At 50.5% G+C, this 23,215-nt stretch carries 14 protein-coding genes and 1 pseudogene; 7 read left to right on the top strand and 8 right to left on the bottom strand.

All coding sequences use genetic code 11. The features are described 5' to 3' along the window. Window positions 1-308: 308 nt before the first annotated feature. A complete protein-coding gene (locus O3276_RS12495) occupies window positions 309-1,424 on the bottom strand; it encodes a TolC family outer membrane protein (RefSeq protein WP_332328262.1) in 1,116 nt (371 codons plus the stop codon). Next, window positions 1,328-1,618, bottom strand: a complete 291-nt coding sequence (locus O3276_RS12500) for a hypothetical protein (protein ID WP_269671645.1) — start codon at window positions 1,616-1,618, stop codon at window positions 1,328-1,330. The genes O3276_RS12495 and O3276_RS12500 overlap by 97 nt, the downstream gene beginning before the upstream one ends. Window positions 1,619-1,878: 260 nt before the next feature. Between O3276_RS12500 and pilG the strand changes: the two genes are divergently transcribed. From pilG to O3276_RS12530, 6 genes and pseudogenes are all read left to right on the top strand, one after another. Beyond that, on the top strand, window positions 1,879-2,277 hold the full coding sequence (gene pilG / locus O3276_RS12505; protein ID WP_101745268.1) for a twitching motility response regulator PilG: 399 nt from the start codon (window positions 1,879-1,881) through the stop codon (window positions 2,275-2,277). Window positions 2,278-2,404: 127 nt separating this feature from the next. Then, the gene (gene pilH, locus O3276_RS12510) at window positions 2,405-2,779 is read left to right on the top strand and encodes a twitching motility response regulator PilH (RefSeq protein ID WP_101745267.1); all 375 of its coding nucleotides are present in this window, start codon (window positions 2,405-2,407) and stop codon (window positions 2,777-2,779) included. 98 nt (window positions 2,780-2,877) lie between these two features. Beyond that, window positions 2,878-3,435 carry a chemotaxis protein CheW gene (locus O3276_RS12515; protein ID WP_269671646.1) on the top strand — a complete coding sequence of 186 codons (558 nt, stop codon included), beginning with the start codon at window positions 2,878-2,880 and terminating at the stop codon, window positions 3,433-3,435. A 132-nt stretch (window positions 3,436-3,567) separates the two neighbouring features. Next, window positions 3,568-5,543, top strand: a pseudogene (locus O3276_RS12520) (methyl-accepting chemotaxis protein). A gap of 129 nt (window positions 5,544-5,672) precedes the next feature. Then, a complete protein-coding gene (locus tag O3276_RS12525; protein WP_269671647.1) occupies window positions 5,673-12,026 on the top strand; it encodes a hybrid sensor histidine kinase/response regulator in 6,354 nt (2,117 codons plus the stop codon). Between the two features lie 76 nt (window positions 12,027-12,102). Beyond that, the gene (locus O3276_RS12530) at window positions 12,103-12,579 is read left to right on the top strand and encodes a chemotaxis protein CheW (RefSeq protein WP_269671648.1); all 477 of its coding nucleotides are present in this window, start codon (window positions 12,103-12,105) and stop codon (window positions 12,577-12,579) included. A gap of 276 nt (window positions 12,580-12,855) precedes the next feature. Here O3276_RS12530 and O3276_RS12535 read toward each other — a convergent pair whose 3' ends face one another. The 4 genes from O3276_RS12535 to O3276_RS12550 all read right to left on the bottom strand — a co-directional run bounded on the left by O3276_RS12535 (window position 12,856) and on the right by O3276_RS12550 (window position 20,185). Beyond that, on the bottom strand, window positions 12,856-14,163 hold the full coding sequence (locus O3276_RS12535) for a hypothetical protein (RefSeq protein ID WP_269671649.1): 1,308 nt from the start codon (window positions 14,161-14,163) through the stop codon (window positions 12,856-12,858). Window positions 14,164-14,300: 137 nt separating this feature from the next. After that, a complete protein-coding gene (locus O3276_RS12540) occupies window positions 14,301-15,491 on the bottom strand; it encodes a hypothetical protein (protein WP_269671650.1) in 1,191 nt (396 codons plus the stop codon). A 612-nt stretch (window positions 15,492-16,103) separates the two neighbouring features. Then, the gene (locus tag O3276_RS12545; protein WP_269671651.1) at window positions 16,104-17,063 is read right to left on the bottom strand and encodes an FAD:protein FMN transferase; all 960 of its coding nucleotides are present in this window, start codon (window positions 17,061-17,063) and stop codon (window positions 16,104-16,106) included. A gap of 107 nt (window positions 17,064-17,170) precedes the next feature. Further along, on the bottom strand, window positions 17,171-20,185 hold the full coding sequence (locus tag O3276_RS12550; protein WP_269671652.1) for an NADH:acrylate oxidoreductase: 3,015 nt from the start codon (window positions 20,183-20,185) through the stop codon (window positions 17,171-17,173). A 792-nt stretch (window positions 20,186-20,977) separates the two neighbouring features. On the opposite strand from O3276_RS12550, the gene O3276_RS12555 reads away from it, so the two are divergent. Further along, window positions 20,978-21,754 (top strand): IS5 family transposase, encoded by a 777-nt coding sequence (locus tag O3276_RS12555; protein ID WP_269671653.1) that lies wholly within the window; start codon window positions 20,978-20,980, stop codon window positions 21,752-21,754. A 2-nt stretch (window positions 21,755-21,756) separates the two neighbouring features. Here the strand turns inward: O3276_RS12555 and O3276_RS12560 are convergent, their stop codons facing one another. Together O3276_RS12560 and O3276_RS12565 are read right to left on the bottom strand one after the other, a co-directional pair. Then, window positions 21,757-22,254, bottom strand: a complete 498-nt coding sequence (locus O3276_RS12560; protein WP_269671654.1) for a DUF3332 domain-containing protein — start codon at window positions 22,252-22,254, stop codon at window positions 21,757-21,759. 189 nt (window positions 22,255-22,443) lie between these two features. Continuing rightward, window positions 22,444-23,169 (bottom strand): 16S rRNA (uracil(1498)-N(3))-methyltransferase, encoded by a 726-nt coding sequence (locus O3276_RS12565; protein WP_269671655.1) that lies wholly within the window; start codon window positions 23,167-23,169, stop codon window positions 22,444-22,446. Window positions 23,170-23,215 lie beyond the last annotated feature (46 nt).

Below are 23,215 nucleotides of genomic sequence, written 5' to 3' on the forward strand. Positions count from 1 at the left end.
CCACTGATTTACTAAAACACATAAAATTGGAAGCAGCGTATTATATTACGATTCAGACAAAAACACTTCGCCCTGTTTATAGCTTCTCTTTCTAAATCATTGTTTGGGTATAATCGAAGGGTGTCAGATTGACCGGGGAAAGGACATATCAGAAAGGTCAGGTGTTCATAAAACAGTGTCTACATCACCCCATTTCACACTTTCAGACCATAGCGGAAGCATGGGCAGCTGATCCAGTCCAACAGCTATAGTTGCTGACACTCAGGATGGCCCTCCTCCGAGAGGCTGGTTTGAAAATACGACGTTTTCTAACCATCCAGATGCCAGCTTTTCGGGATAGAAAATTCCACATTCTCCAGTAGCCTGCCCACCGCCGCCAGAACACGATAACGGGCATAGGTTTCCTGATAGATGGCAGATGTTAAACTGTTGCTGGACTGAAATAATTCATTTTCGCTGTCCAGCAAGTCCAGCAGTGTCCGCTTACCAATGTTAAATTGCTCCCGGTATGCCGCAACCGTATCCCGGCTGGCATCTTCATGAAGCAATAAATACTCACGTTGTGCGCCAATAAACTGCAGAGCCGCCCAGCTGATACGCATTGTTTCTTCGACATTTCTCATGACCCTGGCTTTCTCGGAGCGTCGCTCTTCTGCCTGATGGGCGCTTTCCAGCAAGCGAGCCTGATCAGCGCCGCCCCGGAATAAGTTGTAACGAAGCCGCACCATGGCGACCGTATCACCATAATCACCCAGCTGGCCATCGGCATTGCGCCTCCAGCTTTGGTCTAACTCAGCATCCAGTGATGGCAGATAACTGCTCTTACGGGAAGAGTATGCGTGTTCCGATGATTCAACATCCATTTCAGCCGCTTTGACATTGGGGTGATCCTGCCTGCTGTTTTTGATGGCATTTTGCAAATCTTCTGGCAAATCAAGATGTGCAAAGCCGGGAAACTCCAAATCACCGGGACTGTGCCCGACCAGGGCACGGTACTCACTTTCAGCATCCATCAGATTATTTCTGGCACTGATGAGATTGGCATTTGCTCTTGCCCGCCGCCCCTCTACCTGAATCAAATCAGAGCTTCGGGCCACCCCCTGACGGGCACGACGCTCAATCTGATCAAAAATTTCGTGATGAATGTCCAGGTTTTCTTCTGCCAGTTCCACCAGGTCACGACGCTCAAGCACTTTGAGATAGACATTGATCACCTGCAGCGCCAGATCTTCCAGTGTGGAGTAGAGTCGCCAGTGCTCCGCCTCAGCACCTTTACGGGCCCCCTTCACGTTGTACCAGGTATTAAAACCGGCAAAGAGGTTCTGTTTCAGGGAAAATGAAGCTTCCTTGCGGGTGAGCTTGTCCCCATCAGTATCTGGACTGGTATCCTTTTGCTGTTTGCCGATACCGGCCGCAAGATCAATCGTTGGCCAGAAATCGGCAGCGACTGCATCGATATTTTTCTCTCAGCCTTCAGACGACTGAGAGCGACTTTTGCCTGAGGGTTTGAACGCAGAGCCAGACCCAGTGCTTCTTCCAGAGATTCAGCTGAGACGTCAGCATTCCATCCAAGCAGGCCAGAAAACACGCTGATCAGCAGAAATTGAAAACGGTTCATGGAGGTCCCTGTCTCTTTCCTACGGAGATTTATTATCTAGATACATCGCCATGAACCGTCGGGACTTTACGGCTGGTTGGAAAAATCGTGACTTGTAACCCTTACGTTTCTGGTCAGCAATGACCAACTTATGATAAAAAAGGATAATAAACGGTCCAGATATCCGGTTAAAACAGAATTAAGCCATTGGGAACGGACCAACAAGAAAAGAATGGCAGCGAACCATTGTCGCTTCTTCTGCGGATTGTCAGGGGTAAAACATGCAAGGTAGCGGAACAGACCTCAAGGTCATGATCATCGATGATAGCAAAACGATTCGTCGTACAGCTGAAACACTTCTGACCAAGGCGGGTTGCCAGGTGGTTACTGCCACCGATGGCTTTGACGCCTTGGCAAAAATCGCCGAGTCCGAACCGGACATCATCTTTGTCGATATCATGATGCCTCGTCTGGACGGCTATCAAACCTGTGCGCTGATTAAAAATAACAACGCATTTAAACAGATTCCCGTCATCATGCTCTCCAGTAAGGACGGTCTCTTCGACCGTGCCAGAGGACGAATTGCCGGTTCAGATTACTACCTGACCAAGCCATTCAGCCGTGATGAGCTGTTCACAACGATTCGGGAACACTGCCCTGACTATGCTCTGGCCGTTTAACCGTACGTAAATGGGAAGCCCCTGACGACGTCTCTGCCAATGAGACCCGGAAGGGTTCAGAAAATAAATAACAGCAAGTAACCAAGTTTGGTGCGGCCCTTATTCAGGCCAAAACACCGGGGGATTTATGGCTAAGGTATTAATTGTTGACGACTCACCAACCGAACTGTACCAGCTGAGCGCAATGCTCGAGAAACATGGTCATACCGTAATGACGGCTGACAACGGTGCCGATGGTGTCGCCCTCTGCCGGGCAGAGCAGCCTGATGCGGTATTAATGGATATCGTCATGCCCGGCCTGAACGGCTTTCAAGCCACCCGACAGCTCTCCAAAGATGGCAGCACTGGACACATTCCGGTCATTATTGTCACCACCAAAGATCAGGAAACGGATCGCGTCTGGGGCATGCGCCAGGGAGCCAGAAACTATCTGACCAAGCCCATTAAGGAAACCCTGCTTCTGGAAACGCTGAACGAAGTCCTGAGTGATGCTGCGGCCTGAATCAGGCCTGGCTACTCCGAAAAACCCTTTCGGACACGAGGGCTATCCCGCATTCGTCACGGTCAATTGTCAAGGGAACAATGAAGGAAAGGAGTACTATGAGCAACTCCAGTCATCCGTTCGACTATCTGGAGACACTTGAGCAAAGTGCTTCCCTGTACAGTGCTCAAATCCCGGTCGAGCAAACTGATCTGAGCTATTGGCAGGGTGTCAGCTTTGTGCTGGATGGCCAGCATTATATGGTTCAGGTTGGTTCAATATCTGAGATTCTTCCCGTTCCCCAGACAACGCCATTGCCCGGTGTGCAACGATGGGTCAGGGGATTAGCGAATGTCCGGGGACGTCTGATACCCGTCGTCAGCCTGGGCGACTTTCTGAAAAGTCACCAGGCCAGTTATGTTTCCAGTCAACCCAATCACAACAACCGGATACTTGTTATCGAGAAGAAAGACATTTCCGTTGGCCTTATCGTTGATGAAGTAAAAGGTATGCAGCAGTTTACCGTCGGCAGCCACACAGATGAAATACCGGCGACCATTCCGGAAAATATTCATCCATTTACCCAGGGCTCCTATGTCAAAGATCAACACTATGTCGTATTCAGTGTTGAGGGACTCGTTACCAACGAGCGTTTTCTAAAGGCCGCCAGTGAATAAACAGGATTTGATTTCACATCAGAAATCGGGGAATAAACCATGAAAGGCAATCAAGCGAATACGGGACAGGGAAGCAAGGCTAACAGAGCCACGATCGCTTCGATCACCATGCTGGTGCTGTCCCTGTCAGTGATGACAGGTGCATTTATCTATAATGACCAGCAGTCCCAGCTGCTGCACACCCATGAAACCAATGCCAGTGAGCTTCGGGTCCTTTCCCAGCAGATTGCCAAAAACGCCTCAGAAGCGGCCTCTGGTAAAGAAGAAGCCTTTCCGCTGCTGAAAGAAGCAACAGCGATGTTTGGCCAACATATTGATGAGCTGAACCGTGCCAGCCTTTCTGTTATCCCCTTTATTGACACATCCGATAGCGCTACCGCCCAGCAAATTGAAGCCCTGGATTCTTCATGGTCTGAAATGAAGGTAGAAGCCGACAGTATTCTCGCGGCACAAGACACCGTACTGTCTCTGCACGAAGTTGCTACCACACTGAGTGAAACCATTCCCCAACTGCAAATTGAATACGACGAGGTGGTAGAAATCCTTCTGGATAACAATGCACCCTCCGACCAGATTGCCATGGCTCAGCGCCAGCCCTGGCTGGCAGAGCGTATTATCCGGAGTGTTGCCAAGGTTCTGGAAGGTGGCGAAGACTCCATCATGGCGGCTGACAGCTTTGGCCGTGATGCCAAGCTCTTCGGGCGGGTACTGCTGGGCATGCTGGAAGGTAACCTTGCCATGCGCATCAGTCAGGTGACTGATGATGAGGCCGTTGACCGTCTTATGGAGATCTCCGACCTGTTTGAATTCGTCGATGGCAGTGTTGATGAGATTCTGGAAACCTCTCCCGAACTGTTCCAGGTACGCGCCGCCTCCGACACCATCTTCACCGATTCACAACAGCTGCTGCAGCAAACATCGGTGCTGGCAGATACCCTGTCCACGTCCACTATGGAACAGAAGGTACTGCAGCTGGCCACCATGGCTTCCGGAGGCCTTTCCCTCCTGTTTATCCTGCTCACCGCCATGTCCATCATTATGGATACCCGCCGTCGCCTGGAAGAAACCAAAACCCAGAGCGAGGCGACCAGAGCCCAGAACGCCGCTAACCAGAAGGCCATTCTGCGACTTCTGGATGAAATGGCAGACCTGGCAGACGGTGACTTGACGGTTAAGGCCAGTGTTACCGAGACTTTACCGGGGCCATTGCCGATTCCATTAACTTCTCCATTGAACAACTGCGCGCCCTGGTTAACACCATCAACCAGACGGCCGTCAAGGTTGACGCAGCTGCCCAGGAAACACAGGCAACCGCCCGACTGCTGGCCGAAGCTTCCGACCACCAGGCTCAGGAAATCGGGGCTACAACCCAGTCCGTGAACCAGATGGCCGAGTCCATTGATAAGGTCTCCAGCGGAGCCTCCGACTCCGCAGATGTGGCCGAGCGCTCGGTACAGATCGCGGCTAACGGTGGGTTGGTGGTACGAAACACCATCGATGGCATGACCACTATCCGTGAACAGATTCAGGATACCTCCAAGCGTATTAAACGACTGGGTGAGTCCTCTCAGGAAATCGGTGACATTATCTCGCTGATCAACGAGATCGCCGACCAGACCAACATTCTGTCCCTGAACGCCGCTATCCAGGCGTCCATGGCCGGCGAAGCAGGCCGGGGCTTTGCCGTGGTTGCCGACGAGGTGCAACGTCTGGCAGAACGGGTATCAGCAGCCACCAAACAGGTCGAAGCGCTGGTATCGACCATCCAGACTGACACCAACGAAGCGGTCATTTCCATGGAACAAACCACCTCTGAAGTGGTACACGGAGCCCGTCTGGCCCAGGATGCCGGTGTGGCACTGGAAGAGATCGAGCAGGTGTCCAACAACCTGTCAGGCCTGATCCGGAACATTTCTGAAACCGCAAAAGTCCAGGCACAGTCAGCCTCACAGATCTCCAGCCGCATGGTGGCCATCCGGGATATTTCCATTCAAACCTCCTCAGGTACCAAGGCAACCGCTCAATCCATCGGTGATCTGGCCGGTATGGCCATGGAGATGCGTCAGTCGGTTACGGGTTTCAAACTGCCTGAAACCTCAGAGTCCTGACACTGACTTGGCAAGAGACGAGAGTATGACAACAAGCATAATGCCCGCCGCTCGGGCGCTCTTGTTAAACAGAGCGTTAAACAGAGCGCATACGACAGCGGGAATGGTAGCTGGAAACGGGAGCCAGGCATGGTCGAACAGCGTGAATACATAGGTCTGGACTGGGTTATCGGAGAGATTGAAGGCACCCTCACTGAAGCCCGTCAGGACCTTGAACAGTATGCTGATTCCACAGATGAGGCTGTGTTTCTGGAGAATTGTCGTACCAAAATCCAGCAAATTCACAGCACGCTGAAAATATTGAAACAGAAGGGAGCCCGGTTACTGACCCGGGAAATTCTGCTGTTATTAGATAGCCTGAATGAGACTCCGGCGAATAACCGTCAGCAACGGCTGGTGGTACTGATTCAGGCGATGCTTCAGCTGCCAGGCTATCTTGTCCATACCTCCAGATCTGGCAGGGATACTCCCAGCCTGCTGAAGCACCTGCTCAATGAAATGCGCCAATTACGCGGGCAGCGGGCGCTGTCTGATATTGATTTTTTTGCCCCGGCCATCGTTCACAGCATTGCACCAATCCCGGAAGCACAGCTGAACAAGCTGCAGGCCAGCGGCTTTGCGGTTCTGGTACGGAAAATACGGCAAAAATATCAGCTGTGTCTTGCCGGCATTCTCAGGGACAGCCAGCGGGACCAGCAACTGACGGTCATCAGTAAAATATTTGCCAAGCTGCAAAACCTTTGCTGGGACTCGCCAATTTCACCGCTATGGGATGCCTGCACCGCATTCTCCGAGGGCCTCAAGGAAGGCTCTATTGCCATAGACAATCACGCCATCAGAATCCTTCGTGAAATGGACAATGAGTTCAAGTGTCTGGCCAGTGAGGAAGCCAAACGCCTGAACACCCCGCCCTCGGAAGAGATACTGAGAGGGATTCTTTATCGGATCGCCAAAGCCAACAGTGATCATGCGCTTATCCTCTCTCTGAAGCGACGATACTCTCTGGACCAGGCCCTGGAGGCAGAGCCGCAGGATGCCAGGCTGCTCAACATTGATGCAGCGACATCGGTGGTGAAAGCCATCAAGGAAGAGCTCACTCATATCAAAGACGCCCTGGATCTCTACCTGCTGAAACCCGGGGACAATCAATCCAGGCTTCGGGATCAACTGGCCAACTGCCAGCAAATCTCTGACACATTAGGCATGCTTGGCCTCGAATCGTTGCAGAAAATCATGCACAGAGAGCATCAACATCTGCAGATGATTCTTACGGGTGGCCACTCACCCGAAAAAGTGAACGATACCCTGATCAATACGGCGGCCCGGTTGCTTGAAGTGGAGTCCGGACTGAACCAGTTCATGGGCCTCAACCGATCGGTAACCGGCCAGAGTTCTGTATCAGCACAGATAAACGATATTCACCAGAAAGTAATTTATGAAGCCCGGAACAACCTGAAAGAGGCCAAAGGCGCTGTGGAGGGCTATCTGGGCAGTGATTATAATCCAGAGTTCCTGGTCAAGTTATTACCCCTGATGAAAAGCATCCGGGGCAGTCTTGCCATGATTCCTCTGGACCGTGTTGCAGAGTTAATCAATCGCTGTTCAAGGCATATTCAGCAACAATGGCTGGACAAAAACCTCAAGCCCGGCCTCGATGAGCTGGATGCAATGGCCGATAGTTTGTCCAGCATTGAATACTATCTGGAACAGTTGAGTGGTGGGGCTTCTGCCTACGTCGAAAAAACGCTGGATATTACCCGGAAAAGTATTGATCGGCTTGAGTCATCCATTACAAAAGCAGAACCTGCCGCACCAGCCATTTCATCCACCCCGAAACCTGAAGCCAAAGCTAACCCGTTCGCTGCCCACCTGCTTTCCGATGAAGAGAGAGCGGCCCCGAAGGAGCAAGCGGCTGACAATGACGTTATTGAGTTTCACTATGAAAAGCCTCTGTCGTCAGCTACCGGAGCGGTTGCTGCCAGTGAAAAAGAAGCAGACTACGGCCCAACCATAGAGTTCTCAACCGACAGCCTGAGCTCCTCTCAGGCAGCTACCGGGAAACAGGACACGACCTACTCCCACTCAATCGATATAGTCCACAAGGAGAACCTGATTCCGGCAGCGGCGTCTATTGAAAGCCCGCTAACAGTGAGTGGTGAGCCGACACAGACGGTTGATTTTTCGGCGAATGAAGAAAATCTGTCGGACCTGGAAAGCGTCTCTCCTGAAGAAACGTTCTCACTTTCTGAGGTTTCGACCTCTTCACCAGATAGTGCCTTAACCACATATAACGCCCCGGGCAGCGATGACATCACCGGGGATCTGACACCGTCACACCACTCTTCCCCAAAGGACACTCCCCCTAAAGAAGACACGCTCTCTAAAGAAGACACCTTCAGCCTGTCAATGGATGAAGATGATGACGACGACCTCCATGAAGTTTTCGTCGAAGAAGCGACAGAAGTTCAGCAACAGCTCAAAGCGCTATTGCCACAATGGCGCAGTAATATCCATGATGCAGCCACCACCAATGAGATCAGAAGAGCCTTTCATACGTTAAAGGGCAGCGGCCGCATGATCGGTGCTGACGTTATCGGTGAGCTGGCATGGTCATTGGAAAACATGCTGAACAACGTGGTCAAAGGCACGATTCAAGCGTCTGAGCCCATAGCTGAGCTACTCCATGAAGTCATCGCCATGCTGCCTGAACTGGTGAATGATTTTGCCAGGGACAGTCAACAACTCACCCCGGAAGTTCTGCTGTGCATGGAAAAAGCAGATGCCCTGGGGAAAGGAAACCACTTTGTCGTTGATAGTGAGGAGCTGGTAGAGCCTGAGCAGCAAGAACCGGCCATGATGTTTGGCAACATTATCGAGGACAATGCCGAAGAAGCCCTGCATAGCGACGTTGATGAGCTGGATAATGAACTGACAGAGCCTCCGGAAACTGAGGCAATCAGTAACGTTGCAACTGCAGAGCAAACCGTTGAGCTGGATAGCGGCTATGACCATCAGTTACTGGCCATTTTTGCTACAGAAGCCAGAAGCCATCTCAGTGTCGTCAAAGAGTTCATCGGCAGTAGCCATCAAATGGGTGGCGATATCCAGATTACAGATTCTGTCCAGCGGGCACTGCACACCCTGAAAGGCAGTGCCTTTATGGCAGACATTACCCCTCTTGCCGAGCTGGTTGCCGCTATTGAAAAGACCATCAAGGAATTCCGGGCGCACCTGGTGCCTGCTGATAGCCAGGTCATCAGCATGCTGGAACAGGGGATAGACCTGATTGAAGACGCACTGCAACAACTGCAAACCAACTCCCACCCTCTGGAGCTGAAAGTTGATAGCTTTCTTAACTGGCTTGGTGCGCTTCATAACCAACTGCTCAGCAACAGCTTGCATGATGAGTCTGCCCCGGAGCCTGCACCAGTAAAGCAGCCAACAGGCCAGCAGGCAGCACTTTTCCTGGCCAGCGACCTTGACCTGTTACTGGATGCCAGCAGCCACCTGAAATCATGGGTTAATGGTACGTCCCACGAGGAGCTTGACCGATTCAAGTTTGAACTGAAAGTGCTTGCTGAGAATGCCAATGAAGCAGGTTTGTCGGCTATCACAGAGCTCTGTGATGTGTTACATGATGTCTGCACTTACCTGGAGACCCATGAGACCCGCCTGCCCCAACAGTTACTGCCGCCATTTACCGACGGCTTCGAAGCCCTGGTTGAAATGATGAACCAGGTGGCTTCACAGCAAACGCCGGAACCCCCACACGCAATTTTCAGCGCTCTGCGTGAAGCACTGGAGTCTTTGCTGTTTGAGCAGGCATTGAGTCAGGCAGACCCGGACCTGACGCTCGAAGAAGGCCTCGATGATCATGACTTTGCTGCCCTGCTTGATTTTGATGCCGAGACCGAGGCAGTTGAAGACATCGACTTATCGTTCACTGAAGATAATCGTTTCAAACCGATAGCCCAGCCGTCCTGGAGTGCTTCAGTCACGGCAGAAGGCACCTCTTTTGCTCCGTACCGCAATGGGGCAGAGCCCGAGCCGGAGCTGCATAAGTTGTTTATCGAAGAGGCTTATGAGCTGCTCGAAGACTCAGCCCAGTCGCTGGAAACATGGCTGGGCAATACCAGCGATTTACAACCGGTTCATGAGCTTCAACGCTGCCTGCACACCCTGAAAGGGGGAGCAATGATGGCAGAACTTCATGAGCTTGGAGAACTGAGCCATGGGCTGGAAGATATCTATGAATCCATTGCCAATGGCAGCTGTGAGCCTGAAAGCGCCCCTCTGGCGCTGATTCAGAAAACTCACGACACCATAGAGACAACACTGAAAAACCCTGGCAGCGGGCAGCCATCCCCTGACGTACAGCGCATGCTGGAAGAGCTCAGGCAATGGAAGCATAGACTGAACACCAGCCATTCAACCACTGAAGAGCCTGACACTCTTCCGGACTACCTGGGGCAGGCTGCGCCAGCCAAACCTCTCGCCGGGACCTTTGCTGAAGATACATGGGTCAATAACCTGTCAGAACTGCCAGCACCTGAACTACCGAAGCCGATGCCCGGTCAGGTACCGGAACCCGTTTCTACCATCCGGGTAGTGCCCCAGACCACTGCCGATGGGTCAGAGACAACGCTTCAGTCATCACTCAGTGAAATGGTCCGCATTCCCCCGGAACTTCTGGAAACCCTGATCAATCTTGCCGGGGAAACCAGCATCAGCCGCTCCCGCATTGAGCAGCAGACGACAGATGCCTCCAGAACCCTGGAAGAGATGAATCGAACCATTCTGCGGGTTCGGGAACAGTTGCGGCGACTCGATATCGAAACGCAGAGCCAGATCATCTCCCGGCACCAGGGCGATCTTGGTGATAACCCTGATTTTGACCCACTGGAAATGGACCAGTACTCAGAACTGTCACAGCTCTCTCACTCACTGGTGGAGTCCGCCTCTGACCTTATGGATCTGCGGGAGGCCCTGCAGGAAAAATCCCGGGATACAGAAACGCTGCTCCAGCAACAGTCCAGAACCCAGATTGAGCTCCAGGAGCAGCTGATGAAAGCCCGGATGGTATCGTTCAGCCGACTGGTTCCCAGGCTGCGCAAGATTGTCCGTCAGGTGTCTGATGACCTGAACAAGCCCGTCCAGCTTGTGGTCAGTAATGCTGAAGGTGAGATGGACCGAACCATGCTTGAGCGCATGCTTGCTCCGCTGGGTCATATGCTCCGCAATGCCATTGGTCACGGCATCGAAGATTCACCGGCAGAAAGACAGAATTCAGGTAAACCTGAAGTGGGCCAGATTACCTTATCGATCCGACGCGATGGTGCCGATGTGGTGGTTGAGTTATCCGACGATGGTCGTGGCATCGATATTGAAGCCGTAAAAGCCAAAGCGATTGAACAGCAACTGATCAGTCCTGACGAACCGGTAACGGATCAGGAAGCCATCGAATTGATCATGAAGTCCGGATTCAGTACCGCAAGCGAGGTGACCCACCTTTCTGGCCGCGGTGTCGGGATGGATGTTGTGAATAACTCGGTTCGCCAAATGGGCGGCAGTATACAGGTTAAGTCTGAGGCCGGGCGCGGCACACAATTCTCTCTCAGATTGCCATTTACCCTGTCCATTAACCGGGCGTTGATGGTGGAAGTAGGCAGCAGCCTGTACGCACTGCCGATGCATGCCATTGATGGCATCTCCATGGTGTCAGCAAACATGCTGGCCGATTGCTACCAAAACAGGGCACCACTCATCTATGGCAATGGTACCGAGCACCAGCTGATCTACATGGGCGCTCTTCTCGGTACTGGCAGCCCCAAAATAAGTGACGGCCAGTGTCCGGTCGTCATGGTGCAAAGAGGCAGTGAGAATATAGCGGTTCAGGTTGATGCTATCGTGGGTAGCCGGGAAATCATTACCAAGAGTCTGGGCATTCAGTTCTCCGGTCTTGCCGGGGTAAACGGTGCCACCATTCTTGGTGATGGTCGGGTTGTGGTCATCCTTGATCCGGCGGCGCTTTACCGCAAACATCAGCTGGTCATTCAGGAAGCCAAACCTGACGCCGTGGAAAGGCATGAACCGGACAGCAGTGATCAGGCCATCAGAGTGCTGGTGGTGGATGACTCGGTGACCGTAAGAAAAGTCACCAGTCGTCTGCTAACCCGTCAGGGATACGAGGTGATCTCGGCAAGGGATGGTGTAGAAGCCATGACCCGTCTCGCTGAACAGAAGCCAGACATTATGCTGCTGGATATCGAAATGCCCCGTATGGATGGTTTTGAGGTGGCCAGCGCGGTCAGGAATGACCCTGGGCTTCAGGACCTGCCGATTATCATGATCACCTCCAGAACCGGTGAGAAACATCGTCACCGGGCCTTAAGCCTGGGTGTCAATGAGTACATAGGAAAACCTTTCCAGGAAGGGCCATTACTCGAAGCGATTGAAAAACTGATTGAAGTTGAAACAGCGTGATAACAGGGCTTCTCCGGAAGCCCTGCCCCTCACAAAAGTAGTCTCAACCGTACAGTAGCAGAAAGAAGAGGAAACCATGTCCGGAAGCCATAAGCCCATTTCGTCCGTGCTGATCCCCATGCAGCAGCGCCCCCTGCTGATACCTTCAACATGCATCGCCGGTATTCAGGACTACAGTCGTCCGGAAGCCAATTACCCGGAAACCGAATGGCTGCTGGGTGATCTTGACTGGCGGGGTACCAAGATCCCGGTGGTTTCCTTTGAAAGACTGAACCAGGGACGATTTGCCGAGTTCTCTGCCACCAATCGTATTGCCATTATGCATCGCACCAGCAAAAACGATAGCCTGCCATTCTATGCCATGGTGGTGCAGGGGATTCCACAGCCATTAACACTGGTACGGGAAGAAGTACGGAATTCCGCCGAGGAAAAAGGCCCCATGGAGAAATATCGGATTATTATGAGAGACGTTCCTGCTTCAATTCCGGATCTTTCTCTTGTGGAACAGAAATTGACATCCTCCAGGGATTTAGCTGTAGGAAGTTGTCAATAAAACGAAAAAGCCAGACCGTTACTTATTTGCCAGTTACTTATCCACAATTTAGAAATTGTCTTTTAATAAGTTCCCGATTTCCGTTCACCCTGAGTGCTGAGCTTGTCGAAGTATCGAAGGGTCGTGCCACCGAACTTCGACAAGCTCAGTCCGAACGGAATCAGCCAATGAAAATAGGAAAGTTATTTCCGGACAACTCCTTAGTGGCGAAAACTGTTCGCTATTTGATAGTAAGACCATTCGTTTAATAATCAGTTCCCTGGTTATGTAACTTATCTACCGAGCTGCATCACGAACGTTGAGAAAAAGGCGGACAGGATGAAAAGTAATTTTCAACCGAGGTACAATACGAGATGTTAGTGATGCTTTTGCTATACAATTCAAATTGCTATCTTTTATAGTGGTTTTGTATTTCTGAAATACTTCAGATCTCGAATTGGCTCGCTTTATGATTGTTGCACCTTGCCATTTTGATGCCAACAACCTGTGCTTCACACTATCGTCAAGTTTTGCTTCCAGAACTTGTTGGCAAAAAGCTTCCACACTGTGAGCATTGCCTTTAAAAAAAGCACTGTAGAGACCCGGCCTCCATGGACATACAACGTGTTTAGCTGCTATCAGATTCTCTTTGATCTGAACACTGAGATTACTTGCTAAAACCAGTTTACAAAAAACCTTAACACACGCACTGTGGTTTTTTTCCATGGCTTCGTGCAAAGCGGGCGCTTGAGAATCTGGCCTGTCTAACTCGTCAGTAGCAGATAAATCGATGGCCATTAGCTGTTCTTCTTTCCAACAATCAGGGTTATTTGTTGATAGTATCCATTCGCAATAGGCGCGGGCAAGGCCAGCGTGGCCAGTTCTCATAGCCAGAAAAAGACCTGGCGTGTTGTTTGAAGGGACTTGGGGTGCCAACAGTTTCTGCTTCACCTCAAGGTTCAGGTTACTGCATTGTACCTGATCGAAAAAGGCACTGATGCAGTCGGTATGACCTTTTTTGAGCGCTACGTAGAGACCGGGAATATCAGCAGGGTTTCTGGCTTCCAGCAGTGTTTGCTTTGCCCACTCATCGCGGGGGCTGCCCAGTATTTGCCGACAATACTGGATGACAAGTTGAGCATTGCCAGCCTGGAAAGCATCAAACAGACGGAAAGAAACCTCACAATCACTATTGTTGAGCACGGGCAAAGACTGATTCTTGCCAACTGACTGATTGGTTAATGCCACTTCATTTGCATTCGGGGCATTTACCGTATTGTTACAACCATTAGCTGAAGGACTCATTTCGGCTATCCCGATCTGAGGTGCAGTACCTTGAAGCACTGTTGCCACATTGTTGATCATGAAATTGCTGACAATTTTCCGATCCAACGGGGGAAGTCCAAGTTCACACAGCTGACGCTTGACTAATTCAGTTTGATTTTCAAAATATCTGATAATCATGTCGACTTGGGTAAGCTTCACTTCATGCGAACCCCAGAAAACGGGACTGGCAGATGTATCATCCGGACATGTATTTCCAAGGTTATCACTGATGGAATTAATACCTTCACTGGAATTATTATCCTTATTAACTGCTAACATACGAATTATTTCTCTAACTGGTTATGGCGATTCACGCGATCCTGTGCATGATTAAATCATCGTAGTGCAATATTTATTCTTCGCAAACGATTCAATAATCCAAAAATTTTTTTGTACGCAATGAGGTTTTTGGGAAATCACGAAATTGAACAAAAATAATCAACGGACCGCTGCATAAGGCTCCTTGGTCTGAACATTGAACGCTGGAGGCTTAAAGCGCTACCATCAATCCAGGAAGCATCATGACCCACTGTTTCTTTGAGGGGAAAAGAAAAGGCACCGTTTTCATCTTCTAATTTTTCTGCAAATCCTCCATAGTGCCTGGTAACCATCTTATCAGCAGGCACAAGGGAAAACTCAGTAACACTCAATTCATTTGACCTAATATCATCAGGCTCGGGACGAACATACTCTGCACAGCTGGAATATTGACTCATTAATGCAAAGGTTTTGGTCAGCACCTCGTGCATTAAACAACCAAAAAAGTCTGATCGGGCATGGGAAGTGGCAAAAATATCATTCGAGGTGTACGTCAGTAATTGGACCAGGAATCTCCACTTGCATAAAACCCCTTTAAAATACAGATCATCCATCCTGTACAGGGAGTTGTAATAAATATCGGTATCTAAATAAATCATCCCGTCACACGGGTTGGTTCTTTTATCGGTATCACCCGAGCCTTGCTTAATACCATCAAGCAGCTCAGTGCCATAAAACATCAGAAGCACCCTGAGTACATCGCTATATGCACAGGCTGTTCTTGTTATCTCAACCTTGGACATTGTTTCAAATCCATTAAACATCCAGCGCTCGATGTCGGCAAAGCCAATGTTATTTAATAGTGGATTGATAACAGTATCCATAACCCGGACATTTTCCGGGCAAACTTCTTCAAAGCGGACCATATCCTCCCTGGCCTGCTCACTTAACAAAGTTGATGTAATCCACAGAACAGTCATCCGCTGTGGGTAGGCATTGGCCCAGTCAAAGATATTTTTAGCGTATTTATCAGGAATAAGACTCCCGACCCAGATAAAATTTAACGGCAGTTCTGCAGTACTGGCATAACCTGGCTTCTCATCCAGAGATACTTCTGCAGAAGATCTCAATTTACCCTCAAACTCACAGTGAGGCGCTATCCTGAAGTCTTCGAGTCGCTTTTTTTCATAGAAACCGTCCGATGGAGTGCATTCTCCACCAACAACATGAACAGGTCGTGATTCCTGTAGGCAGAGAGAGCCGGTAACTTCGTCCATCGCTGGCAGCCTGTTCTGGAGGCCCGATTGATAAGCGTTCAGGTTTTTGTAAGTTAATTTGGCAATATCCACGTCGGAACCTTAAAAACTGACGGAACGAGCATTAATAGCTTTTTTCGACTCTTTTTATTCTGAATGGTTCAATTTAACAACTAAATGAATTAATCTTGCGTTCATCATTTTTCTCATGTGGTCGCTTAGGAAAAAAACATGCATTTTCCAATACTGATGATTATTTTGATATTATCCGGAACCTCGCTGCGATCAGAAATTAACTCACAATAACGGGTTGACCCGAAATACCGGAGCAACTTTTCCGGTGGGCACCTGTCAGAATGATGACTGTAACGTCTTTTTGGGGCAGGTAACCGATCTTGCGGGGGGGTATTGACCTGAAGCGTTTCCAGCTTGTTAACCAACGCTTGCTCATCCACTTTCTTGCCGTTGTTATTAACATGCACTTTTCCAGGTTAACTGCGGTATGCAGTAATAAGACCATTCCTGTAATAATTAGTTCCTTAGTTTTTAATTGATCGTACAGTTAATATTCCTTCTGTTTAAAATCGGATGCTTTTTCGGCAACGTGTGTTTAAACCGTCATGGTTGCTGGCGGGATTTCCGCAGGTAGTGCCTCATCATACCGCAGACATGAACTGGAGCAGAACTGGCTGGTAGATGGTCTATTCACCGCAAAGCAATATAACGACCATGGTCAACCAGTCCATCGGTCATCTTAACGGTGCCATCCTTTGTCACAACAACGGCTTCGATCAATGGCTGTTGACATAAATAGTGCAACGCATCATCCGCCGAGGATAAAAAGCCGGCAGTACTCCAGATTTCACCATCAACGGAGTGTTTGGAAATAATGGTCAGACTGGCAATCTCCGTGGCAATAGGCATGCCGGTTTGTGCATCCAGCAGATGGTGGTAACGCTGACCATTGGCATCAAAATAGCGTTCGTTGATGCCAGAGGTGACCATGGAAGCATCGTTCAATGGCAGCGCACGAATAATGGCACCCCGCTCTGCCAGAGGGTTTTGAATACCCACATTCCAGGCCCGGTTGGCATTGGTGGGTGAGTGACCGATGGTGACCACATTGCCCCCCAGACTGATAAAGCCATGGTCAACACCGGCGTTGACCAGCGCTTGTTTGACCTGATCGGCAAAATAGCCTTTGGCGATGGCCCCCAGGTCGATCTCCATACCGGGTTGACGCAAAAATACCGTTCTCTCCTGCTCGTTCAAGACAATGTTGCCGGGATCGACCAACGCCAACCGTGCAGATATCTCCGCCGCTGAGGGCAGTCTGGCATCCCGAAAACCGATGCGCCAGAGCTTGACCAGAGGGCCAATAGCAATATTGAAGGGGTTGCGCCTGTCCTGACTTGCCGCCTTGGCGACGTTGATCAGATGAAAGAGATCAGATTCAACCGCGATGGGTGCAATGCCTGCATTCTGGTTGATGCGCATCAGTTCGCTATCTGGTTGATTGACAGCAGGCTGATTGACCGTGAACCGCCGGGCGTATTGGGAAAGTTGGTGATAGGCCGCTTTGAGCAGCTGCTCACCATTTTGATGATAAACGACCAGATCAATCACTGTTCCCATCAACTGGAATCGGGTCTGGTACTTCTGCATGAACTGGTACTTTTGTATGAGCCTGTGTTTGTCTAGAAAGAGTTCACTACCAAAAAGCCCGCCACTCCACTTGGGCAGGGCAGGCTTTTGGTTGTCGCCACTATACCTTAAACAAGGTCAGCCGCACTTTCACCGGCAATACGGCCAAAGGTGAAGATATCGATCAGGGCGTTACCACCCAGACGGTTACCGGCATGGATACCGCCAGTCACTTCACCCGCTGCGTACAGGCCAGCAATAACGTTACCATCCTTGCCAATCACTCGTGTGCTGGTATCGATCTTCAAGCCACCCATGGTGTGGTGAATAGAAGGCTGACGTGGTGTGGCGTAGAACGGTCCGTGCTCCACCTTCAAGCCGAACGCACTCTTGTTGAATTCAGGATCGTGGCCCTGCTCAACACATGTGTTGTACTGCTTGATGGTTTGCACAAATTCCGCCTGTGGCACACCCATCTTGTCGGCCAGTTCTTCCAGCGTATCCGCTTCCAGGATGATGCCTTCGCTGATTTCACGGGCGATGGTTTCATCGGAGGTATTGGCCGCTGTTTTGCGAATCTCGGCATCGGCAATCATGTAAACAGTGCCACCGTTGTCGAAGAAGGAGTCGGCCAGCCTGTCACGGGTACCGCACTCATCAACAAAACGCTTGCCCTTCTGGTTAACGAAGACAAAGTTCTCCGGTGGTACAATCAGGCCAGTCAGCAGCGCGCCGGACTTCGGATCACCGATTGGCATCAGCTGGGCGAAGCCCATTCCCACCAGCTCGGCACCGACTTTTTCACCCATTTCGATACCATCACCCACCAGCGCAGGGGAGTTGGTGGTTTTGATATCGTCAGCAATATTTTTCCAATAGGTGTTGTACTTCTTGATCATCTGGGTATTGGCACCAAAGCCGCCAGACGTCATGACCACACCGTGGCTCGCTTTTACGATCAGCTCATTACCGTTGGCCTGGATCGCCTTGACACCCACAACCTTGCCATCTTCAACGATCAGGTCAGTAGCCCGGGTATCGGTGATGATGCGACCATTCTGTTCCAGAATGCGCTTTTGCAGCTTATCAACAAACTCAACGCCTTTTGGACGCTTCGGCTTGTGGGCACGACGCCACAGGGCACCAACAGCGATATCCACCAGGCCACGCTCAAACTCGATGCCTTTCTCGCTCAGCCAGTCAATGGACTCCATGGAGCGGGACGTCAGCTGCTTGACCAGATCGTATTGACCATAGATGGTTTCGCCATTCAGGTCGGTACGCTTACCGCCCAGGTAGGTCTGGATGCGGTGCAGTTCAACCGAGTCGAACAGGTATTTGTTGCCATGGTCATGCTGATTGAAGTAATTATCCAGCTGTGACTTCAGGGTACGGAAATCGTCCAGATATTCACCGGCAAACTCAGACTCTGGCGTCTCAGCCAGGGCCATCAGGGTCTCTTTTTCACCCGCCAGTGCCGCGAAATCACCCTGCCACGCAGGTTCAGCAGCGTTAACCCAACCGCCCGTACGAACCGTGTTACCACCGATGGCCGGGAACTTCTCCAGCAGGATAACTGACTTGCCTTTGTCCAGGGCTGTCAGTGCCGCACTCAAACCGGCACCGCCACCACCGATCACTACCACGTCGGCGCTCTCTTCGATGGTTTGCGCGATCCACTCAACCGCCTTACGGGCTTTGTGGCGCAGAGCCTCGGAGTGGCCACCGGCCAGATCAACCGCATTGGAAACACCGTCGATTACCGCCTGACTGCTGACGGTTGCGCCGGAGATCACGTCAATATTGAGCGTCTGCTCATCAACGATCTGCTGTGGAATACGCTCAAAGGCCGGGTTGGCGATACCGTCTGACTCTCTGGAAGAGTCCACTACAATCTCAAGAATTTCATCTTCAGAGAAGGTTACCGTCACCGGCAGGTCACCATTGTGGCCACGGCCATAAGCGGTATAAGTTCCTGGCTGGAAACGGATCTCAATACCTTGCAGCTCTTTAATGCGCTGATGTTTTTCCGCTTCTGCCGCACTGTCGACAATCATGTAATCCATGATGTCCCACAGCGGCGTCGGGATCAGCAGGGCTTCCTGCTGAGCGATATCGGCGAACTCGGCGCAGGTCTCATTGTTCAGAGCCTTGGTGGCCCAGGTAGGTTCAACCAGGTAGCCCTTGCCCACGGCCACCATATCATAACCCTGGGCCAGTGCTTTTTCGGCATCGCCAGTCTGGGCAATACCACCCACACCGATCACCGGCACGCTGGCCACCGCCTCAGACTGCAGCTGACGATACTTGTTGATCAGTGGCTCTTTGTCTTCCGGGTTTACGATGGAGTTACGTGCCCAGCTGCCCATAGAGAAGTGGAAATAATCCAGGCCTTCTGTCGCCAGTTTATCCAACAGGAACATGGTATCTTCAAAGCGGATACCCGGCTCTTCAATCTCTTCAGGTGAGAAGCGATAACCGACAATGAAATCAGCCTTGTTATGAGACTGTGCCACCTGCTTGGTTTTGGCCAGAACAGCCAGCGGGAATGTGGTGCGTTTTTCCATATCGCCACCCCACCGGTCATTTCTGCGGTTGGAGTGTGGCGAGAAAAACTGCTGGATCAGGTAAGTGTTGGCACCGTGGATTTCAACACCGTCAAAACCGGCGATAATGGCACGATTCACGGCATTGCCGAACAACTCGATCATCTCTTCGATTTGCTCTTCGGTCATTTCCAGCGGGGTTTCCGCATTATCACGCAGAGCAGCGACAGGGCTGGCCGAGATCGGTTTATGGCCACCATTAAACTCAGGCGTTGCCATACGACCAGCGTGGTAGATTTGCAGAATAGCTTTTGAACCTTTGGCCTTGATGGCATCCGCCAGCTGCTTCAGGCCAGCAATTTTGCCATCAGTATCGATACCCAGTGCGCCGGGGAATGCTCTGCCGTAATTTTCCACAAAAGCACTTTCGACAATTACAGCACCTGCATCGCCAGAGCGAGCGGCGTAATAGGTAATCATCTGCTGCGTTACGCCGCCATCAAAAAAGGCGGATTGAATCGTCATCGGAGCCATGACGATACGATTCTTGAACTTGTTACCTGATTGAAACAGAACTTCGTCGATCAAATGAGCCATCAAGACTTCCTTATTTCAACCCAATGACCGTACAAACGTTTGCTCACTGGGCTGACTGTTTATGGAATAAATACTTTTGTTAAGACCAGTATCAAGACAAGGGCTCAATATTAAGCCCAGCGAAAAATCATCGGCATTTTTTCACACCATCAACTTTGCATGTATAGTGATAAACACCCATATATCCCATCGAGTTGCATGAAGTTTTGCTATAAAAATGGTTTTGGGGCACTAATTTAGGCGATGCCGAAGACAGCTGCTGAAACAGGACCCTAAACAGGGGATAGCTGGAGGTTTCTGATAAGGTGGGCACTGATCTTTTTCGGTAATAAGAAAGTCAGTAGCAGAGAGAAGTGGGTTAGTTGCGTATTTCAACCGTATTCTCATCAACTGACACATTAGCTTTGGTCACCATAGCTGAGGTGCCCATCTGCCTTATGAAAGCAGTTTCCAGTCTTCAGCTGCAGCCCGAACAGTTCATGCTTCAGGGGACCCGGCAATGGGCCTCCCACTATGCTCTGCAACTGTTGCGAATACACTTTATGGAGAGGGTCCATCATCACTCTTTGTTTTTTTAGGATCCGATTGACGCAGAAAATACTGACCGCTTCCCGGACGCCGTTTGGAACCAGTGCGTGAGTCAGATGCACGGATATCATCGACTACCTCAACTTCTGGTGCACTCCCCCCTGCCTTGAGAGACTGTTGTAAAAGTTACTGACCATTAACTCAGGATAAAAAACTCAACGTCGTCTATAACTACAGTATCTGATTAGTTTAAGGAGGATAATTATGTATCCATCCGACCTGACCAATGACGAGTGGGCAATCCTCAAGCCTCTATTCCCTGACCCTGGCTATGATACTCCAAAAAATGGGCGACCACGCGACTGGAGTTATCGTCTGATATTGAATGCCATATTCTATCTCACTAAAACAGGCTGTCAGTGGCGAATGCTGCCTTCTGACTTTCCACCATGGAGTACTGTCTACACCTATTTTCGAATCTGGAAACAAGATGGCACATGGAAGAAGGTGCATGATGCTCTTCGTGACCAGGTGCGAATTCAGGCGGGCAAAGAGCCACAACCAACAGCAGCAAGCATTGACTCCCAATCCGTGAAAACCTCGGTAAAAGGGGGGGATCGAGGCTATGATGGCGGGAAGAAAATAAAAGGCAGAAAACGTCATATAGCTGTTGATACTCTTGGCCTGATTCTGGTGGTATGGGTACACGCAGCCGCATTTAGTGATAGTTTTGCAGGTCAATTCATACTGGCTCACCTTAAGAAATACTTTAAAAACATCCGGAAAGTCTGGGCTGATTGTGGCTACCGGGGTTACCTTGAAGAGTGGTTTTATCGCTTCAAACCCAAAAGGGAACTTGAAATCACAAAACGCCCACGGGGAAAGTTTGTCGTTCAAGCCAGGCGCTGGGTTGTGGAGAGAACCTTTGGCTGGTTTGAAGGATCCAGACGTTTATCTAAAGACTATGAACAGCTGCCAAGGAGTTCAGAAGCCTTCGTTTATATATGCATGATTCGCATAATGCTACGAAGGTTTAAGTAGTTTTAAAACAGCCTCTGAGCGGTAGCAACAAATTCTCCATCCATGAAGAAGCTGACTTCCTCACCGGACTTTTCACCACGCATAATGGCCTGCTGACCGTCAGTGTACGTCACGTGCATTTCCACCGTATTCTCATCAACCTGCTTGAATGAAGCAGAAGTAATACCGTTCAGAGGCACATCAGTCATGGACTTATCCAGTTTGTGGTTGACCTTGAAGATGGCATCAGCAGGCATATCAACAACCGCTGGCGACTTACCGGTAATCGGGTTGGTGCCGGTCCAGAACTCGATGGTGTTGAAAATGAAAAAGTCTGCAGTGGCGGCAATGCCGTAAACCGGGCTGAGCAGCATGAACAGTCCGGCACGACCATAACGGTTGTCGACAACCGAGAGGTTAGCTTTGGTCACCATCGCCGAGGTGCCCATCTGACCCATACAGCCAGTCAGTGATGCTGCAAAAACAGCAATAGCCAGCGCTTTGATCGCCATCTTTTTCATGAACCATCTACTCCAAAACTGTCCAGAGCTGAATAGGCCGCTTGCCAGGGACCAGATAAGCAAAGAGCCTGAAAAGCGACTTTTTCATAACCAAAGGCTCTTACTGAAAAGGACGGCGAATTATTAGGATTTTTACCGGCGCTGACCAGCCATTACTTTTACTACATATACGGATCCTGTAAGTACTATTCAGTAGTCTCCCCAGAGGTACTGCATCAGCGTAATCGCCACTACCGGTGCAGTTTCCGTTCTCAGTACACGGGGGCCTAAAGCCAGCGGGTTAAAGCGGTGGTCCTCAGCCAACTCAATTTCCTGAGCGGTTAATCCACCCTCCGGGCCAATCAGCAGAGATACCGATTCTGGCTGGGCAAAACCACTGAGTTTCTCTCTGGTTCGATGATGCAGCACAAAGTTCAATTCAGTCGCCCGGGTGGTGAGCCAGTCTTCCAGCTTAACGGGCGTATGTATGGTCGGTACGATGTTACGGCCACACTGTTCACAGGCACTGATAGCCACCTGTTGCCAGTGTTTGACCCGTTTATCCAGACGCTCTGCATTCAGCTTCACCTCACAACGCTCACTCCATAATGGGGTAATGGCGGTAACACCCGCCTCCGTTGCCTTCTGAATGGCATAATCCATACGCTCACCTCGGCTGAGTGTCTGACCCAGCTCGATAGTCAGGGGGGACTGGGCATTACCCTCGATAAACGACTCAAGATAAACGGTAACCGACTTTTTGCTAACGCTCTCTACGGTTCCCTGCCAGGCTCCCCCTTGACCATTAAACAGCACCAGGGGCTCTGCGGGTCTCATGCGCAAAACACGGCCAACATGATTGGCGGCATTTTCAAAAAGTTCGATGGCGCTGTCAGCCTGAAGCGGCTGCGCTGAATAAATACGAGGGTTTCTCATGGAGGGGCACTGGGTTGAGAGTTATGAGTTACGGAGGAATAGGAAT

The organism is Endozoicomonas sp. GU-1 (genome assembly GCF_027366395.1).
In the GTDB taxonomy this organism is placed as follows: Bacteria; Pseudomonadota; Gammaproteobacteria; order Pseudomonadales; family Endozoicomonadaceae; genus Endozoicomonas.

What these genes read in the sequence shown, in the direction of transcription:
- O3276_RS12500 (WP_269671645.1), bottom strand. Translation starts at nt 1,618, where the DNA reads ATGAACCGTTTTCAATTTCTGCTGATCAGCGTGTTTTCTGGCCTGCTT.
- pilG (WP_101745268.1), top strand. Translation starts at nt 1,879, where the DNA reads ATGCAAGGTAGCGGAACAGACCTCAAGGTCATGATCATCGATGATAGC.
- pilH (WP_101745267.1), top strand. Translation starts at nt 2,405, where the DNA reads ATGGCTAAGGTATTAATTGTTGACGACTCACCAACCGAACTGTACCAG.
- O3276_RS12515 (WP_269671646.1), top strand. Translation starts at nt 2,878, where the DNA reads ATGAGCAACTCCAGTCATCCGTTCGACTATCTGGAGACACTTGAGCAA.
- O3276_RS12525 (WP_269671647.1), top strand. Translation starts at nt 5,673, where the DNA reads ATGGTCGAACAGCGTGAATACATAGGTCTGGACTGGGTTATCGGAGAG.
- O3276_RS12530 (WP_269671648.1), top strand. Translation starts at nt 12,103, where the DNA reads ATGTCCGGAAGCCATAAGCCCATTTCGTCCGTGCTGATCCCCATGCAG.
- O3276_RS12535 (WP_269671649.1), bottom strand. Translation starts at nt 14,163, where the DNA reads ATGTTAGCAGTTAATAAGGATAATAATTCCAGTGAAGGTATTAATTCC.
- O3276_RS12545 (WP_269671651.1), bottom strand. Translation starts at nt 17,063, where the DNA reads ATGCAGAAGTACCAGACCCGATTCCAGTTGATGGGAACAGTGATTGAT.
- O3276_RS12550 (WP_269671652.1), bottom strand. Translation starts at nt 20,185, where the DNA reads ATGGCTCATTTGATCGACGAAGTTCTGTTTCAATCAGGTAACAAGTTC.
- O3276_RS12555 (WP_269671653.1), top strand. Translation starts at nt 20,978, where the DNA reads ATGTATCCATCCGACCTGACCAATGACGAGTGGGCAATCCTCAAGCCT.
- O3276_RS12560 (WP_269671654.1), bottom strand. Translation starts at nt 22,254, where the DNA reads ATGAAAAAGATGGCGATCAAAGCGCTGGCTATTGCTGTTTTTGCAGCA.
- O3276_RS12565 (WP_269671655.1), bottom strand. Translation starts at nt 23,169, where the DNA reads ATGAGAAACCCTCGTATTTATTCAGCGCAGCCGCTTCAGGCTGACAGC.